The sequence below is a fragment of the Algoriphagus aquatilis genome (genome assembly GCF_042657405.1).
GTDB lineage: Bacteria > Bacteroidota > Bacteroidia > Cytophagales > Cyclobacteriaceae > Algoriphagus > Algoriphagus aquatilis.
Window position 1 is genome coordinate 489381 of record NZ_JBHSKS010000001.1, and the last position, 15509, is coordinate 504889.

Here is a 15509-nt window from a genome sequence, read left to right on the forward strand (position 1 = left end):
GTTAGCTCTTGGTAATGGTTTCTTCTAGGTTGTACAGACTCACGATGACTTGCATCAAGGCAGCGTTTTGTGGGGTCATGGCGCCTGGATTCATCGGGTATTCACCCACATCCAGTGTTTTTTTGACTTCATCCGGATGACTTTCGTAGTGGCTGAGTTCACTTTCGAAGTAGTCCAGTAGTAAGGATTTTTCTTTTGATTTCATTTCGCGGCATACAATCCGCTTGAAGGCTTCTTCAATCGCCTTTTCAGGATCTTGGTGCGACTTGCTGAGTTTTGTGGAAAGGACACGGGAAGCTTCCAATACCATCGGATCATTCATCATGACCAAAGCCTGAAGAGGCGTGTTGGTTCTGTTTCTGGTTATTTCGCATCGGTCTCTGTTGCTCGAATCAAAAATGATCGCTTTGGGAGGAGGGACAGTCAGCTTGATAAAGTTATAGATGCCTCTACGGTAAAGTTTGTCACCCGTATCTTGTACATAAGTGGCCAGCGTACCTCGACCTGAAGTAGCTGCTTCCCACAGACCAGAAGGCTGGTAAGGCTTCACACTAGGTCCTCCAATCTGATTTACCAAAAGGCCACTACTGGCAAGTACTAAGTCCTGAATGTTTTCCGCAGGCAATCTGAGGCGAGGAGCTCGTGCCAAATAGAAGTTATCAGGATCCACTTCCATGTGTTTGTCGCTGATGGAAGCAGATTGGCGGTAAGTCGAGGACGTCATGATCATTTTGAGTAGACGTTTGATATTCCATCCGTTGTCCATGAAGTCCGCTGCCATCCAATTCAACAGTTCGGGATGCGTAGGAAGGTCGCCCTGCATGCCAAAATCGCCTGCTGATTTTACAATTCCTTTTCCAAAAAGTTCCTGCCATACCAGATTGACAAATACTCTTGAGGTCAAAGGATTGTCCCGGTGAGTAGTCCATTTGGCAAGTCCCAACCTGTTTTTTTCAAAATTTTCAGGGAATTTCAACACTGAGCTAGGAGTGGATGCCTCTACAGGAACCGTAGGGGAATCATAAGCACCGCGATCCAAGATGTAGGTCTGTCGTCTTTCAGTTGAATCAAGTTCTCCCATGACAGACACCATTAATTTGGTGGTGTCTTTATGGTTGATAAACTTCATGATGCCATCTATATCCTGCCGTTCAATCCATAGGATAGGGGTTTTGGCGGGTTTAGTTTGACTGATATCCCCTTCGAAGCCCTTTTCTTTGGAGTTGTTGAAAAACGCATACAGCTCAAAATACTCCTTCTGGGATACAGGGTCGTATTTGTGATCATGGCACTGTGCACATTCCATGGTTAGCCCAAGAATACCTTTGCTGAAGGTATTTGTCTTGTCCAGGACATATTCCACCCGATACTCTTCGTGGATGACCCCTCCTTCTTCGGTGTACTTGTGGTTTCTGTTGAACGCTGTGGCAAGAATCTGTTCTTTCGTCGCATTGGGCAATAAGTCACCAGCCAATTGCCAAGTGATGAACTGATCGTAAGGAAGGTTATTGTTAAACGCGTGGATGACCCAATCTCGATAGGGCCATTGACCCCGGGCTTCATCATCTTGGTAGCCATAACTGTCAGAATATCGAGAAATGTCCAACCAAAGAATCCCCATTTTTTCTCCATAGGAGGGCAAGGCCATTAGTTCGTCCAGCAATTTTTCATAAGTGTTTGAGCCTTTGAATCCTGCGTATTTATCCAAGATTTCAGGACTTGGAGGAAGTCCGGTAAGGTCAAGACTTGCTCGTTTGATCAGTTCGTAGGAGTTCGCTTCAGGGTTTGGTTCAAGGCCCTTGGCTTTGATTTTTGCATGGATAAAAGCATCAATTTCATTTTTGCCCCAGTCAGTAGTGGGTACCGATGGCTTTTCGACTTTCATAAAAGCCCAATGCGGTTCGTATTTTGCCCCCTGCTCGATCCAGCGTTTGATCAGATCGATTTCTGCGGGAGTAAGGGAAAGGTTGGATTCAGGTGGAGGCATGATCGCCCCTGGATCTGTGGAGACAATTCGGTGGTATACCTCAGATTCCAGCGGTTTGCCCGACACTAAGGCAAATTTCCCCGGACTTTCTTTCAAGGCAGCAAAGGCACCTTCCTCAGTATCCAATCGAAGATCTGCTTCACGCTTGTTGGCGTCAGGACCGTGGCAGGCAAAGCATTTATCGGAAAGGATGGGTCGGATATGAAAATTGTAACTGATTTGGTCGCCGCTGGCCAAATCCAAATTTTCAGTGCTTTTTTCAGCACAGCTAAATGCCGTAAATAAGGAAACTGTCCAAAATAAGTAGCTGGACTTTTTGAGATAGATCATTTGGGTAAATCTTAATCGGTGATTAAGTTATGAAAAAAAATTATAAAAGTTGAGTTGATATTTTTTAAATTTTTATAATGATCACTAGTAGCAATTACTTATGGATGCGACAAAAAAGTTGAATGTTTGATTTTCTATTTACTTGTAATCCAATCATATAAGGCTTAATTATTAAATCTAAATGTGAATTGATAAGAAGGTTTACCTAGAAAAGCAAAAAGCCACTTTTTGAAAGTGGCTTTTGTGGAAAATGTTATTCTTACTTAAGCTTTGATTACTGAAAAATCGAAGGTCTCCAAAAATTTCGTGGTGAAGTTTCCTTCTTTAAACTGTTCGTTTTCCAGTAAAGCAATATGGAAAGGGATTGTAGTTTTGATTCCATCAATTACAAATTCTTCCAAAGCCCTTTTCATCCTAACGATTACTTCTTCTCTAGACTGACCGCTTACAATCAGTTTAGCAATCATAGAATCATAATTTGGCGGAATCACATAGCCAGCATACACGTGGGAATCGACACGAACTCCTCTTCCTCCCGGAATATGCAGGTAATTGATTTTTCCTGGACTTGGTCGGAAGCCATTGGCAGGATCTTCTGCATTGATTCGACATTCCATCGCATAGAGCTTAGGGAAGTAGTTTCTACCAGAGATAGTTTCTCCAGCAGCCACTTTGATTTGCTCTTTGATTAAGTCAAAATCAGTTACTTCTTCCGTGATGGGATGCTCCACTTGAATTCGGGTATTCATCTCCATGAAGTAGAAATTGCGGTGCTTATCTACCAAGAATTCGATGGTACCTGCACCTTCATAGCCGATTGCTTCAGCACCTTTGATGGCAGCTTTACCCATCGCCTCACGTAGTTCTTCAGTGATAAATGGAGAAGGGGTTTCTTCGACTAGTTTTTGATGTCTTCTCTGGATAGAGCAATCTCTCTCAGAAAGATGGCAAGCTTTTCCGGTCCGATCGCCTACCACTTGAATTTCAATATGGCGGGGTTCTTCTACGAATTTTTCCAAATAAAGACCATCGTTGCCAAAAGCAGCTCCGGATTCCATTTTCGCGTCATCCCAAGCTTTTTTGAATTCTTTGTCTTCTTTGACAATACGCATTCCGCGACCACCACCTCCAGCAGTTGCTTTGAGGATGACAGGGTAGCCCATTTCATTGGCAATCTTCAAGCCTTGCTCAATGGAGTCCAACAATCCGTCAGATCCTGGGATGGTAGGGACTCCTGCTGCTTTCATGGTAGCCTTTGCGGTAGCCTTATCACCCATTTTGGCGATCATATCTGGAGAAGCTCCGATGAATTTGATGCCGTATTCTTCACAGATTCGTGAGAATTCGGCATTTTCAGACAGAAACCCATAACCGGGATGGATCGCATCCGCATTGGTGATTTCTGCGGCGGCAATGATTCTAGGGATATTGAGATAGGATTCACGGCTGGGAGCCGGTCCAATACACACTGCTTCGTCTGCAAATCTCACATGAAGGCTGTCTTTATCAGCAGTGGAATAGACGGCCACCGTTTTGATGCCCATTTCTTTGCAGGTTCGGATTACCCTCAGTGCGATTTCACCACGGTTAGCTATTAAGATTTTCTTAAACACGCTGTTATTGATTTAGTGGAAAAATCATCCTGCAGGATCGACCAAGAACAATGGCTGATCGTATTCTACAGGTGTTGCATTGGAAACTAGGATTTTTACAATCTTTCCTGAAATCTCAGATTCGATTTCGTTGAAAAGTTTCATTGCCTCAATGATGCAGACTGTCTGACCTGCTCTAATTGATGCACCTTCAGTTACAAAAGGAGCGGAATCAGGATTAGGAGTAAGATAGAACGTACCGATCATTGGAGATTTAATTTCTACCAAATTGGAAGGGGTAGAAGCAGGAGCTGCTGCGGGAGCCGGAGCCGGTGCTGCAGGAGCAGCAGCGACAGGAGCCGGTGCAGGGGCATGCATGAACACTTGTGGAGCTGGTGCTACCGCAGCGGAATCAGCGTATTTTTTGATAGAAAGTTCGAACTCTTCTGTCTTGATTTTGACTTCTGCCAGGCCGGAGTTGGAGATATAATCGATCAGCTCCTGAATCTCTTTCGCTTTCATAGGATTCTTTTTTTGTTCAATGTCTTTGGACATCATGTGGTTGGGTTAAAAACAATAAAGCTGTGTAATTTAAAGAAATCACACAGCCGATTATATTTATTTTACTCTTTCTGAGTACGAACCATCTCGGGTATCTACTCTGATCAAAGTGTCTTGATCCACAAAAAGAGGGACCATTACCGTTGCACCGGTTTCTACCGTGGCAGGTTTAAGTGCATTAGTAGCCGTATCACCTTTGATGCCAGGCTCAGTATAGGTGATCATCAATTCTACAAAAGGAGGTAACTCCACCGATAGGGGGGTTTCTGTTTCTGCGTGGACTAAAATATCTACGTTTTGTCCATCCTTTAGTAGTTTTGGTCTTTCGATCAGTCTTTCTTCCAAAGAAATCTGTTCAAAAGTCTCCGTGTCCATGAAGTTGTATCCCATATCATCTGCATAAAGAAACTGATGGGGTCTTTTCTCAACTCGTGCAGTGGTTACTTTTTCACCCGCATTAAAGGTCTTATCCAGGGTTTTACCAGTTCTTAGACTTTTTAGCTTGGTGCGTACGAAGGCTGCTCCTTTTCCTGGTTTAACGTGCTGGAATTCAACGATAGAGAAAATATCGTTGTTCATTTCCAGACAGAGTCCATTCTTAAAATCTGCAGTACTTGCCATAGTTTAGGTATATTCTGTTTGTTTATTTCGGATCCAAAGCCCACTTTAGGTAGATGGCGCCCCAGGTAAATCCGCCACCAAACGCAGCAAGGATCAAGTTGTCTCCTTTTTTAAGCTGGTTTTCATATTCCCATAGACACAACGGGATGGTAGCGGCCGTGGTATTACCATATCGCTCAATATTCATCATTACTTTTTCTGGACCTACTCCCATTCTGTTGGCAGTAGCATCGATAATTCGCTTGTTTGCTTGATGTGGAACTAGCCAAGCAATGTCATCACCTTTCAATCCGTTTCTTTCCATTACTTCGGCACTTACGTCTGCCATGTTGGTTACCGCAAATTTGAATACAGTAGCACCTTCCTGATAGGCATAGTGCTCACGATTCGCCAAGGTCTCAGCTGTTGCAGGTTTACGGCTACCACCGGCCTTCATGTGGAGGTAAGCTTCACCCGAACCATCAGCTTTCAAAATAGCGTCCATAACGCCGTACTCTTCAGTGGTGGCTTCCAATAGAACCGCTCCGGCACCATCTCCGAAAAGGATACAGGTGGTTCGGTCTTGGTAATCCACAATTGCTGACATCTTATCGGCTCCTACCACCACCACTTTTTTGTGAGTGCCGGCTTGGATAAATTGTGCTCCAAGCTGAAGTGCGTAAAGGAAACCAGAACATGCTGCTCCGATATCAAAAGAAAAGGATTTTTTAGCACCTACTTTGTCCGCAATGATGTTTGCAGTAGCAGGGAAAGGCATGTCAGGAGTGACTGTGGCACAAATGATCAGCTCAATGTCCAATGGATCAGTTCCGGTTTTTTCGAGAAGGCCCTTTACCGCCTCGATTCCCATGACTGATGTTCCTTGATTTTCTCCTTTGAGGATTCTTCTTTCTTTGATCCCGGTGCGAGAGGTTATCCACTCATCATTGGTTTCTACCAGAGATTCCAATTCTTTGTTGGTGAGTCTGTATTCAGGGACATATCCTTGAATACCGGTGATCATGGCTCTTATTTTGTCCATTGTGTTGGGTTTGGTAGGTTTGATTGCTTTACAATCGCGTCTCTTCGGATCATTTGGTTCAAAGGCGTTTTCCGAGAGAGGCCAAAAATAGTATAATGACCTTTGTCCACCAAAGCCTTACTTCCTTACTTTATGTAAAGTGTTGGTTTTCAGGTTTCTTGTATTTACGCATAAAAAAATCCACTCTTTTGGAGAGTGGATTTTTATGATTTTTATAAAGAAAATTAAGCTCTAACTTCCTTTTCGATGATTACTTGTCCCTTGTAGTACAGTTTGCCATCAAGCCAAAAAGCTCTGTGAGGCAAGTGCATTTCACCGGTGGTTGGGCATTTTGCCAATCCAGGTGCTTCCAGTTTATAATGAGTTCTTCTCTTATCTCTTCTGGTTTTCGAAATTTTGCGTTTAGGATGTGCCATCTTATACGTGGTTTATGATTGTTCTTTGTTTTTTAATTTTAACAGCTGTTCCCATCTTGGATCAACTGGCTTTGGTTCTTCTTCTTCATTCGAATCTTCAGACTCCTCTGTTTCTTGATCGAGAAAAATAAACCCTCCCTCGGTATCAAAATCGTCTTCGTCGTCCAATTCATTTTTGTAGTCCGGATGGATTTTTTTGGCAGGTAATGCCAAAAGGATAAACTCGTAAATGAGCTGGGCTACATTGATGGAAGGGGTATCCCTCGTGATCATGTAGACTTTTTCGTCTATTTCCTGCTCCTCTGAACCATATTTATAAATCATTTTCTCAGTAAAGTTGAGATCATGGTCAAATATCTCCAGACTCCGGTCACAGGTGAGTTCCACCGTTCCTTTGATCAAAAAGGTTAGCTCAATCACATTGGCTCCCTTTTCCATGATGACCCGTACGGTCAGCTTGCCTTTTTTCAGAAGTTCATTGTCTTCGAAACTTTGAAAGAACTTGTCTTCAATTTCGAAGTCAATTTCGTGGCGTCCTTCTTTAAACTTAATGACTTCAATATCAAATGTTTTCCAGAATTTCACGATTCACGCTCCTGATTTAAGACCGCAAATGTAGGTAATTATTTAAAATAGCTGAAACAGATTTAAAATAAAATTTGGTTTTCAGCTTCTTTTTTGGATTCCCTTAACCTTCTTCCTCTTCGCCTAAGTGCAGATTTACAATATCTGCTGCCAAATGTAGGGCTGCTCTCATAGAACCTTCTTCGGCTACATTTTTACCGGCGATGTTATATGCAGTGCCATGGTCAGGTGAAGTTCTTACCACAGGAAGTCCTGCAGTAAAGTTTACTCCCGTGCTGAATGCCATAGACTTGAAAGGGATCAATCCCTGATCGTGATACATAGCCAGCACCCCGTCAAAGCGTTTTTGGTGCATCATTCCAAAAAATCCATCCGCTGGATAAGGTCCGAATACGTAGTGATTTTTGTCCTTCATCTCCCGGATAGCTGGCTTGAGTATTTCTTCCTCTTCTGTGCCCAATAAGCCATCTTCCCCGGCATGCGGATTAAGTCCCAAAATGGCAATTTTCGGTTTGTCGATTCCAAAATCCTCTTTTAAACTCTTGAGGAAGATGTTGATTTTTTGAAGTACTTTTTCCTTGGTGAGTGATTGAGAAATTTGGGATACTGGGATATGGCCAGTAACTAAACCCACTCTCAAATCCTCACTGACCATCATCATCAGGCTATCTTTTGCACCTACTGTTTGGGTAATGAATTCAGTATGGCCAACAAATGGAAGCTCTTCCGAATTGATATTATTTTTATTCACAGGAGCTGTGACCAAACCTTGGATTCTACCGGATTTCAAATCTTCCATAGCTGCCTTGAGTGACTCCAAAGCAAATTTTCCAGCTTCATGAGTTTCTACGCCTGGGATAACCTCGGGGCTTTCTTCTACGATATTGATCACATTGACTTTTCGGTGCTGAACTTCTTCTATGGATCTGACTTGAGCAAAATTAAACTCCTCTAGGTTTAGAAGTTTTTTATAAAATGATAAAACCTTTCCATGTCCATAAATCAGCGGAGTAAACGATTTGTAAATTCTGACATCAGCCAAAGCTTTCAAAGTGACTTCTACACCGATTCCATTGATATCTCCGATGCTGATTCCGATGATGGGTTTATTTTTTCTCACGTTTATGGTAGTTTAATCTCCCTAGTTGGGTCATTGACAATTTTCCGAAGCATTTTGGAATATTCCCGTATTTTTAGGCCTGCAATTTATGAAAATTTATCACAGCCAACCGATGGAAAAAGTCAAACCCAAAAAGCACCTCGGGCAGCATTTTTTGACCGATTTGAGTATTGCCGAGCGTATTGCTCAGGCTGTCAAAGGTCATGGAGGTGTTTCCAAAGTATTGGAGATTGGCCCTGGTATGGGGGTGTTGACTGATTTTCTATTAAAGGGGAATTTGGACCTTTACTTGATCGATATCGACAAGGAAAGTATCGATTACCTTCACCAGAAGTATCCTCAGCTAAGTGATAAAATCATTGAAGGGGATTTTTTGAGGTACGATTTTTCTCAAATCTTTCCTGAGCCTTATGCCATTGCAGGTAATTTTCCCTACAATATTTCCTCGCAGATCTTCTTCAAGGTGCTGGAAGAAAAAGACCGGGTGACGGAAGTGGTATGCATGCTTCAAAAAGAAGTAGCCCAGCGAATTGCCTCACCTAAAGGAAATAAGGATTATGGGATTCTTTCTGTATTGCTTCAGGCTTGGTATGATATTGAGTATCTGTTTTCGGTGCCTCCTGGAGTGTTTAATCCACCTCCCAAGGTCAATTCGGGAGTGATCCGGCTTACCCGAAATCAGACCGATAAACTGAATTGCAATGAAAAATTATTCAAGCAAGTCGTCAAGGCGGGCTTTGGAAATCGAAGGAAAACGCTTCGAAATTCACTGAAATCCTTCCAACTTGCCGATGAATTCAAATCCAATCCGATCTTGGACAAGCGTGCCGAACAATTGGATGTGGCAGAGTTTGTGTTTTTGACCCAACAAATCGAAAAAGGGCGTGGAACCAATTAAGCAATTTGAGCTATCCAAAGAGTACCTTGAAAGTCTCCAGCTGGGGATCGAAGAGGGAAATATTGACTTCATCCTCGAGTCTCTCGATGGAGTCAATGTAGCCGATATTGCCGCTTTGCTGGACGAATTGTCCATGCAGGAGTCCATCTATGTACTTCGCCTTCTGGAAAAGCAATTGGCATCCGATATTTTGATAGAATTGGATGAGGATACGCTGGCTAAGGTTCTTCCCGAATTAGAAATCCCAGAGATTGCTTCTTGGATTGAATTGATGGACTCCGATGATGGAGCGGATATTGTGAGTTTTTTCCCTGAAAAAGAGCGGGAAGAAATCATCGCAGAGATTCAGGATCGAATCAAATTGGATCAAATTCTCGAACTCTTACGCTACGAGGAGGATTCTGCCGGGGGTATCATGGCCAAGGAATTTATCCGGGCCAATAAAAACTGGAATGTAGTTCAGACCATCAATGAGATCCGCAGACAGGCGGAAAATGTGGAGAAAATCTACTCCATCTATGTGGTTAACAATAAGCAGCAACTTCTGGGACGAGTTTCTTTGAAGAAAATCATTCTGGCTGCGGCCGAAACAAAGATTGAAGACATTTTTGATGAGGATGTAGTTTCCGTGCCTGTTCACATGGACCAAGAGGAGGTCGCCTCTGTCATGAGAAAGTATGACTTGGAATCTGTACCTGTAGTCAATGCTAAAAACAAATTGGTAGGAAGGATTACGGTCGATGATATCTTGGACGTCGTGCAGGAAGAAGCTGATGAAGATATTCAGGCCATGGCCGGGGTGTCGGCGGACATTGAGGAATCCGACTCCGTATTTACCATTTCCAAAGCGCGGCTTCCGTGGTTATTGATTGGGGTGATTGGGGGATTAATGGGGGCGAAGATTATCGGATTTTTTGAAGATGGATTGAGTAAATACTTGGCCCTGGCTTCCTTTATTCCCTTGGTTGCGGCTACAGGTGGGAATGTCGGGATTCAAGCCTCTTCCTTAATTGTACAGTCTTTGGCTTCCAAATCTGCCTTTGATGATACGCCTTGGCAAAGATTCCTGAAAGGCCTTTTGGTGGCATTATTGAATGGTTTTGTCTTAGGCGGATTTGTCTTTTTGGTGGTAGTTTTTCTTTACGGCTTTGACCCAATTTTTGGGATTACGGTAGGAACTGCGCTGTACTGCGTGGTATTACTTTCTTCCTTTATGGGTACAGTGACTCCCTTGGTACTCAACCGATTTGGAATCAATCCTGCCATTGCATCAGGTCCCTTTATCACGACAACCAATGATCTTCTTGGATTAGCCGTTTACTTTGGCGTAGCCATGCTGTTGCTTAAACTATAATGATGAAGATTTTAATCATTGACGAGATGCACTTAAGCATCCTCGATATGCTGGAGAAGGAAGGTTTTCAAGTTACCTATTCTCCAAAAATCACCAGAGCAGAAATCATCGATCAAGTTGGAGCGTATGAAGGATTGATCATTCGGTCTAAAACTCCTATGGATCGAGAGCTTTTGGAAAAAGCCACCCGGCTGAAATTTATCGGAAGAGCAGGGGCAGGCTTGGATCAGATTGATCTCGATTACCTAAATGATCGTGGAGTAAAGCTTTTTCACGCAGCAAAAGGAAATCGGGATGCGGTGGCCGAACATGCCATCGGGGGTCTTTTGGCTCTCTTTAACCATATCCCAAAAGCTGACCAAGAAGTGCGAAAGGGAATTTGGGATCGAGAAGGGAACCGTGGCCATGAGCTGATGGGGAAAACGGTAGGCATTTTTGGCTATGGAAATATGGGAAGTGCTTTTGCCAAGAGGTTGAAGGGCTTTGGCGTCCAAATTTTAGCCTATGATAAATACAAGGTCGATTTTGGTACGGAGACCGTACATGAAGTGATGTGGGAAAAAGTCAAAGCGGAAGCAGATGTCTTGAGTATCCATGTGCCATTGACTCCGGAAACCCGAGATTTTTTTACGTTAGAAGAGCTGAAAAGCTTTGCCAAACCATTTTGGCTGATCAATACCGCACGAGGTGAGGTAATCAGTTTTGAGACACTCAATCAGGCTTTGGATCAGCGAGTCCTCAAAGGGGCAGTGTTGGATGTGTTGGAAAATGAGAAGTTTCAGAAATTCTCAGCCTCACAAAAAGCAGAGTTTGAACGGTTGGCTCAGCGGGAAAACGTGATTTTTTCCCCCCATGTGGCTGGTTGGACTTTTGAGTCATATATCAAGATCAACGAGGTTTTGGTGAAACAAATCAAAAAGGCCTTCAGGAATTAAAATCCCTCAAATTGGGCTTTTTCGCAGTGTTTTGTGGCTTGCTTTGTCGAAATGCTTTCCTATCTTTGCAACGTACATAAAGGCAAAAACAAAGTAACGGTCTCCGACAAGTGACCGTTACTTTGTTTTTTGTGCCTTTCGAAAATCAGTTAGCTATGTCAAAAGTACAGTATTACACCGAAGAGGGACTAAAGAGATTGAAAGATGAACTTCAGGAATTGAAGACCAAAGGAAGAGCAGATATTGCGCGTCAGATCGCTGAAGCCAGAGACAAAGGTGATCTTAGCGAAAATGCTGAATATGATGCTGCAAAAGATGCTCAGGGCCTTCTCGAATTGAAAATTGCTAAGTTGGAAGCTGTCGTAGGCAATGCGCGTGTGTTGGACAATTCACAGATGGATAGCTCCAAAGTGGGTATCCTTAGTACTGTGAAAATCAAAAATGTAAAGAATGGAATGACTGTGAGCTACAAATTGGTGTCTGAGGAAGAAGCCGATTTGAAAGCGGGCAAGATTTCTTTGGCTTCTCCGTTTGGTAAAGGATTGGTTGGAAAGACTGTAGGCGAAATTGCTGAGATCAATGCTCCTGCAGGAACACTTCAATTCGAAATCCTCGAAATCACGTATTAACTATCTTATGGAATCCCGGTAGGTCTATCGGGATTTTTTAATTCTGAAAAGTTATGGCAAGCATCTTTACCAAAATCATCAACCGTGAAATCCCCGCTCAAATCATTGCAGAGGACGAGCAGCACATCGCATTTTTGGACATCATGCCTTTGGTTAAAGGCCATGTGTTGGTAGTACCCAAGCGAGAAGTGAATTATATTTTTGCTATGGAGCCTGATGAATTGGCAGCCCTTCACCTTTTCGCCCAAACAGTGGCTAAAGCTATGGACAAGACCATTCAATGCACCCGAATCGGTGTGGCAGTGATTGGTTTGGAAGTTCCCCACGTGCACATTCACTTGGTACCCTTGAGGACGATGGATGACATCAATTTTACCAGACCTAAGTTAAAACTGAGTCCTGAGGAATTGGCAGAAATTGCTGAAGAGATAAGAGGGGGATTTTGAGTAGTGATCAGTATTCAGTGTTCAGTCACAGTTTTTGCAAGAAGTAAACAGTGACCAGTCCTGGTAGAAAGTCAGATTGACAGTTTTTGTAAGCAGTAACAAATAGTTTGTGTTCATTCATCGCGATCAGTTATCACGTAATCATTGGATTTTTTTAAAGTATTAGGTCATTTATTTGAAATTGCAGAACCATTTTTTTAAAACTAGCTCTTTGATTGGAGTTTTGATCCGAATTTTTCCGGATAAAGCATCATGAAATTCAGCAGTTTCCCTATTTCAATCACTTCTAAGACCAATCTTTCGCGGGTTTCTTTTTCAATATACTCACATGAAAATGCGAATTCGAGCCAAACATGGTTTTCACTATTCTCCATGTCAGCATCACTGAGTTTTGAGATGAAATGAGCCTGATACTTTCTTTTTCGATAAGGTTCAGCGATGCAAGCACAAACGGACCTGCTACACCTTCTAATTTGATCTGTTAAAGCGTATTGTTCTTCTTTTGGAAAACTTTTGGAAAGTTGAAAAATCTCCATCGCAAGTTTGAATGCCTTTTGGTATGCTAAAAGATCTTTGAAGTCCATTATAGTGTCTTATATTCTTACTAAATCTAAAAAAATAGCCTAAACATTTCTATAAGCATAGGCAGATGGTAGGGCCAATCTTTAGCTTTCTTAAGCTTATAAAAATCTATTTTCTCAACACTTACTTACTCCTATAGGCTTCTCCACTTGTTACTGAGACTGATCACCAGTGAATAATGAAAACTGAACACTGTCTAATGAACGTTAGCCAACGATACAGACACTGGACTGATCACTGAACACTAATTCACTTCACCGCCTTAATCCAAATATTGCGATAGAGCACATCATGGCCTTCGGCTTGAAGTTTTAGACCACCTGGGGTATCAGTGATGCCTTTTCCTCCATCATTTCCACCATCGATGCCGGAATTAGGCCCACCCCAAACTTGCTGGATTTCGACATTGTCATGGATTTTTACCCCGTTGAAGAAAACAGTGACTCTGGCTTTTTCAGTCAGTTTTCCATTTTCAAATCGGGCAGCACGAAACTTAATATCGTAGGCATTCCACTTTCCAACGCCATTATATGCCTGTTGTGAAGGAAGTTTTTCATTAATCACTGCGGCCATGCCATGCAGGCCATAATCTCCATCCAGAATTTGGATTTCGTAGCGGTTTTGGAGGTAAACGCCACTGTTTCCTTTTTCCTTCAAGATCAAAAACTCGACGTGGGCTTCAAAATCTCTGAATTCGTCTTTTGTCACGATGTCCGCTGCTCCGTACTTTCCTCCGGCACCGGCAGGATCATTGGATGAAATAGCCTTTTTCCCATCTACAGGATCGGTGGTTTCAGGCCATTTGATTGGCATTTCACCCGAAAAGCGAGGCCCTTCCCAATATTTCCAGTTTTTATGAAGCGATTCTTTGGTGCCATCGAGGTACAGTTTGGCGCCTTTTGGAGGCTTGGTACCCAGATAGCTTGCTTGTTGGGCAAGTGAAGCCAGAGAGAATGCAACCACAAAAAGCAGGGTAGCCAGTAAAGTGAATCGTTTCATAGGTGAAGGGTTTGTTGTTTGATGGCAGAGGAAAATTTCAGAATAGGCAAGTTCATGTTTTTTTGATTCAATCAAAGTGATTTCTACCAAATGGACTTGATGTTGTCTTTTTGTATAAAGTATTGGGATAGATGGTTTATAATTTTTTGAAAAAGACAATCATTAAAACCAACCCATGACAGCCCCAACACTCTTGAGACCAAGTATGAGTGTGATCAGCCAAATAACTAATCCAAATACAATAGCTTTTGAACTCAATGCACGAGAACCAAGAAGGGATTTTTGACTTGCTGCCCAAATCAACCATGCACTGATTACCGGTAATAGTACTCCATTTGCAAGTTGGGCCAGAGTGATCAATGTGACGGGCTTGATGCCAAAGGAGGAGAAAATGATTCCTAAGAGCAAAATACCTCCCATGCTTGCTCTCATCGATTTGGATCGAATGTCTTGGTTCCACCCTAGTATCCCGCAAATCACCAATCCACCGGCAAGTGGTGCGGTGAGAGAGGAAGTAAGTCCGGCGGCGAGGAGGCCAAATCCCATTAAGTAAGTGCCAAAAGCCCCAAAAACTCCCGTCAGACCTCGTGCGATATCTTGTGCTGTTTCCAAATTTTCAGACGGGTTGGCTGCCCCAACAACCAAAATAGCCATGGATACAATTCCGCCCAAAATCACAGATATACTGATGTCCCTGGTCATTTTTGGAAGGTCATCTGCATTTTTCCATTGTTTTTTGACTAGGCTAGCGTATAGAAATAGGTTGTAAGGAACGACGGTGGTACCGATCAGGGCTACGATCGTGGGGAGTTTTTCTGTAGAAAAAGAGGGAATAAAGCCATGGAAAAGCACGCCAAGATCAGGTTTGATCAAGATCGACGTACCTAAAAAGGCAATTGACATGAGTAGGACCAAGCCTACCAAAAGCTGTTCGAGTCGTTTATAATTGCCCGACCAGAGCAGCACCAAGGCGAGTATTCCTATAGTCAGATTGCCTGATTGAATAGAAAGTGGCCCCATGTTCCAAACGGGGAATTTCAAAAAAATCCCTAAGCCTAGATTTGATCCTGAGATATTTCCACCTTGATAGGCAGCGTTTCCAAGGCCGATCGCAATCAGAATCAAGGCCATGATTCCTATTCGAATGCTTTTGTTTCCTTTCTGCGATCGTACTAGTTCGCTAAGGTCTTTTCCAGTCACGATTCCCAATCTTCCGGATAATTCCTGAAGAAAAACTGTGGCTACAATGCTTAGCACCAGTGCCCAAAGCAAAGTGTAATCAAATCGGATTCCTGCCAATGTACAAACCGTAACAGTGCCGGGGCCGATAAATGCTGCTGTGATTAAGGGACCGGGACCTATGGATGCCAGGATTTTTTTTGGGTTCACGGATGGAAGTTTTCGGGAAAATAGAGATTTGGGAAGATTTTTTG

General features: G+C 42.9%; 16 protein-coding genes. 5 read left to right on the top strand and 11 right to left on the bottom strand.

Annotated features, from left to right (window positions below):
• Position 1: 1 nt before the first annotated feature.
• The 8 genes from ACFPIK_RS02045 to pdxA form a co-directional block, all read right to left on the bottom strand.
• Positions 2–2317, bottom strand: coding sequence for a PSD1 and planctomycete cytochrome C domain-containing protein (locus ACFPIK_RS02045; RefSeq protein WP_377911698.1), 2316 nt, complete (start codon positions 2315–2317; stop codon positions 2–4).
• Between the two features lie 263 nt (positions 2318–2580).
• Entirely contained in the window at positions 2581–3930 is a 1350-nt protein-coding gene (accC, locus tag ACFPIK_RS02050; protein ID WP_377911700.1) for an acetyl-CoA carboxylase biotin carboxylase subunit, read from the bottom strand.
• Positions 3931–3954: 24 nt separating this feature from the next.
• Positions 3955–4431: an acetyl-CoA carboxylase biotin carboxyl carrier protein gene (gene accB / locus ACFPIK_RS02055; protein ID WP_377911702.1), complete on the bottom strand. Its 477-nt coding sequence runs from the start codon at positions 4429–4431 to the stop codon at positions 3955–3957.
• Between the two features lie 96 nt (positions 4432–4527).
• Positions 4528–5091 (bottom strand): elongation factor P, encoded by a 564-nt coding sequence (gene efp / locus ACFPIK_RS02060; RefSeq protein ID WP_377911704.1) that lies wholly within the window; start codon positions 5089–5091, stop codon positions 4528–4530.
• A gap of 22 nt (positions 5092–5113) precedes the next feature.
• Positions 5114–6112 carry a beta-ketoacyl-ACP synthase III gene (locus ACFPIK_RS02065; RefSeq protein WP_377911706.1) on the bottom strand — a complete coding sequence of 333 codons (999 nt, stop codon included), beginning with the start codon at positions 6110–6112 and terminating at the stop codon, positions 5114–5116.
• A 224-nt stretch (positions 6113–6336) separates the two neighbouring features.
• Complete coding sequence (gene rpmF, locus ACFPIK_RS02070; protein WP_206568919.1) at positions 6337–6528, bottom strand: 50S ribosomal protein L32; 192 nt, start codon at positions 6526–6528, stop codon at positions 6337–6339.
• A gap of 12 nt (positions 6529–6540) precedes the next feature.
• A complete protein-coding gene (locus tag ACFPIK_RS02075) occupies positions 6541–7113 on the bottom strand; it encodes a YceD family protein (RefSeq protein WP_377911708.1) in 573 nt (190 codons plus the stop codon).
• A 103-nt stretch (positions 7114–7216) separates the two neighbouring features.
• Positions 7217–8239: a 4-hydroxythreonine-4-phosphate dehydrogenase PdxA gene (gene pdxA, locus ACFPIK_RS02080; protein ID WP_377911785.1), complete on the bottom strand. Its 1023-nt coding sequence runs from the start codon at positions 8237–8239 to the stop codon at positions 7217–7219.
• Positions 8240–8321: 82 nt separating this feature from the next.
• On the opposite strand from pdxA, the gene rsmA reads away from it, so the two are divergent.
• The 5 genes from rsmA to ACFPIK_RS02105 all read left to right on the top strand — a co-directional run bounded on the left by rsmA (position 8322) and on the right by ACFPIK_RS02105 (position 12495).
• Positions 8322–9131, top strand: coding sequence for a 16S rRNA (adenine(1518)-N(6)/adenine(1519)-N(6))-dimethyltransferase RsmA (gene rsmA / locus ACFPIK_RS02085; RefSeq protein WP_377911710.1), 810 nt, complete (start codon positions 8322–8324; stop codon positions 9129–9131).
• The gene (gene mgtE, locus ACFPIK_RS02090; RefSeq protein WP_377911712.1) at positions 9118–10485 is read left to right on the top strand and encodes a magnesium transporter; all 1368 of its coding nucleotides are present in this window, start codon (positions 9118–9120) and stop codon (positions 10483–10485) included. The genes rsmA and mgtE overlap by 14 nt, the downstream gene beginning before the upstream one ends.
• A gap of 2 nt (positions 10486–10487) precedes the next feature.
• Positions 10488–11420: a 2-hydroxyacid dehydrogenase gene (locus ACFPIK_RS02095; RefSeq protein WP_377911787.1), complete on the top strand. Its 933-nt coding sequence runs from the start codon at positions 10488–10490 to the stop codon at positions 11418–11420.
• Positions 11421–11575: 155 nt separating this feature from the next.
• The gene (gene greA, locus ACFPIK_RS02100) at positions 11576–12049 is read left to right on the top strand and encodes a transcription elongation factor GreA (protein ID WP_377911714.1); all 474 of its coding nucleotides are present in this window, start codon (positions 11576–11578) and stop codon (positions 12047–12049) included.
• Positions 12050–12102: 53 nt separating this feature from the next.
• Positions 12103–12495: an HIT family protein gene (locus ACFPIK_RS02105; RefSeq protein WP_377911716.1), complete on the top strand. Its 393-nt coding sequence runs from the start codon at positions 12103–12105 to the stop codon at positions 12493–12495.
• Positions 12496–12698: 203 nt separating this feature from the next.
• Here the strand turns inward: ACFPIK_RS02105 and ACFPIK_RS02110 are convergent, their stop codons facing one another.
• From ACFPIK_RS02110 to ACFPIK_RS02120, 3 genes are all read right to left on the bottom strand, one after another.
• Complete coding sequence (locus tag ACFPIK_RS02110; protein ID WP_377911718.1) at positions 12699–13079, bottom strand: four helix bundle protein; 381 nt, start codon at positions 13077–13079, stop codon at positions 12699–12701.
• A gap of 247 nt (positions 13080–13326) precedes the next feature.
• A complete protein-coding gene (locus ACFPIK_RS02115) occupies positions 13327–14076 on the bottom strand; it encodes a 3-keto-disaccharide hydrolase (protein ID WP_377911720.1) in 750 nt (249 codons plus the stop codon).
• A gap of 162 nt (positions 14077–14238) precedes the next feature.
• Positions 14239–15465 carry an Nramp family divalent metal transporter gene (locus tag ACFPIK_RS02120; protein WP_377911721.1) on the bottom strand — a complete coding sequence of 409 codons (1227 nt, stop codon included), beginning with the start codon at positions 15463–15465 and terminating at the stop codon, positions 14239–14241.
• Positions 15466–15509: the final 44 nt, after the last annotated feature.

Bases quoted from the DNA above. Each gene is read 5' to 3' on its own strand.
- ACFPIK_RS02065 (WP_377911706.1), bottom strand. From the start codon at position 6,112: ATGGACAAAATAAGAGCCATGATCACCGGTATTCAAGGATATGTCCCT.
- greA (WP_377911714.1), top strand. From the start codon at position 11,576: ATGTCAAAAGTACAGTATTACACCGAAGAGGGACTAAAGAGATTGAAA.
- ACFPIK_RS02115 (WP_377911720.1), bottom strand. From the start codon at position 14,076: ATGAAACGATTCACTTTACTGGCTACCCTGCTTTTTGTGGTTGCATTC.
- efp (WP_377911704.1), bottom strand. From the start codon at position 5,091: ATGGCAAGTACTGCAGATTTTAAGAATGGACTCTGTCTGGAAATGAAC.
- rpmF (WP_206568919.1), bottom strand. From the start codon at position 6,528: ATGGCACATCCTAAACGCAAAATTTCGAAAACCAGAAGAGATAAGAGA.
- ACFPIK_RS02110 (WP_377911718.1), bottom strand. From the start codon at position 13,079: ATGGACTTCAAAGATCTTTTAGCATACCAAAAGGCATTCAAACTTGCG.
- rsmA (WP_377911710.1), top strand. From the start codon at position 8,322: ATGAAAATTTATCACAGCCAACCGATGGAAAAAGTCAAACCCAAAAAG.
- ACFPIK_RS02105 (WP_377911716.1), top strand. From the start codon at position 12,103: ATGGCAAGCATCTTTACCAAAATCATCAACCGTGAAATCCCCGCTCAA.
- ACFPIK_RS02045 (WP_377911698.1), bottom strand. From the start codon at position 2,317: ATGATCTATCTCAAAAAGTCCAGCTACTTATTTTGGACAGTTTCCTTA.
- ACFPIK_RS02095 (WP_377911787.1), top strand. From the start codon at position 10,488: ATGAAGATTTTAATCATTGACGAGATGCACTTAAGCATCCTCGATATG.
- accB (WP_377911702.1), bottom strand. From the start codon at position 4,431: ATGAAAGCGAAAGAGATTCAGGAGCTGATCGATTATATCTCCAACTCC.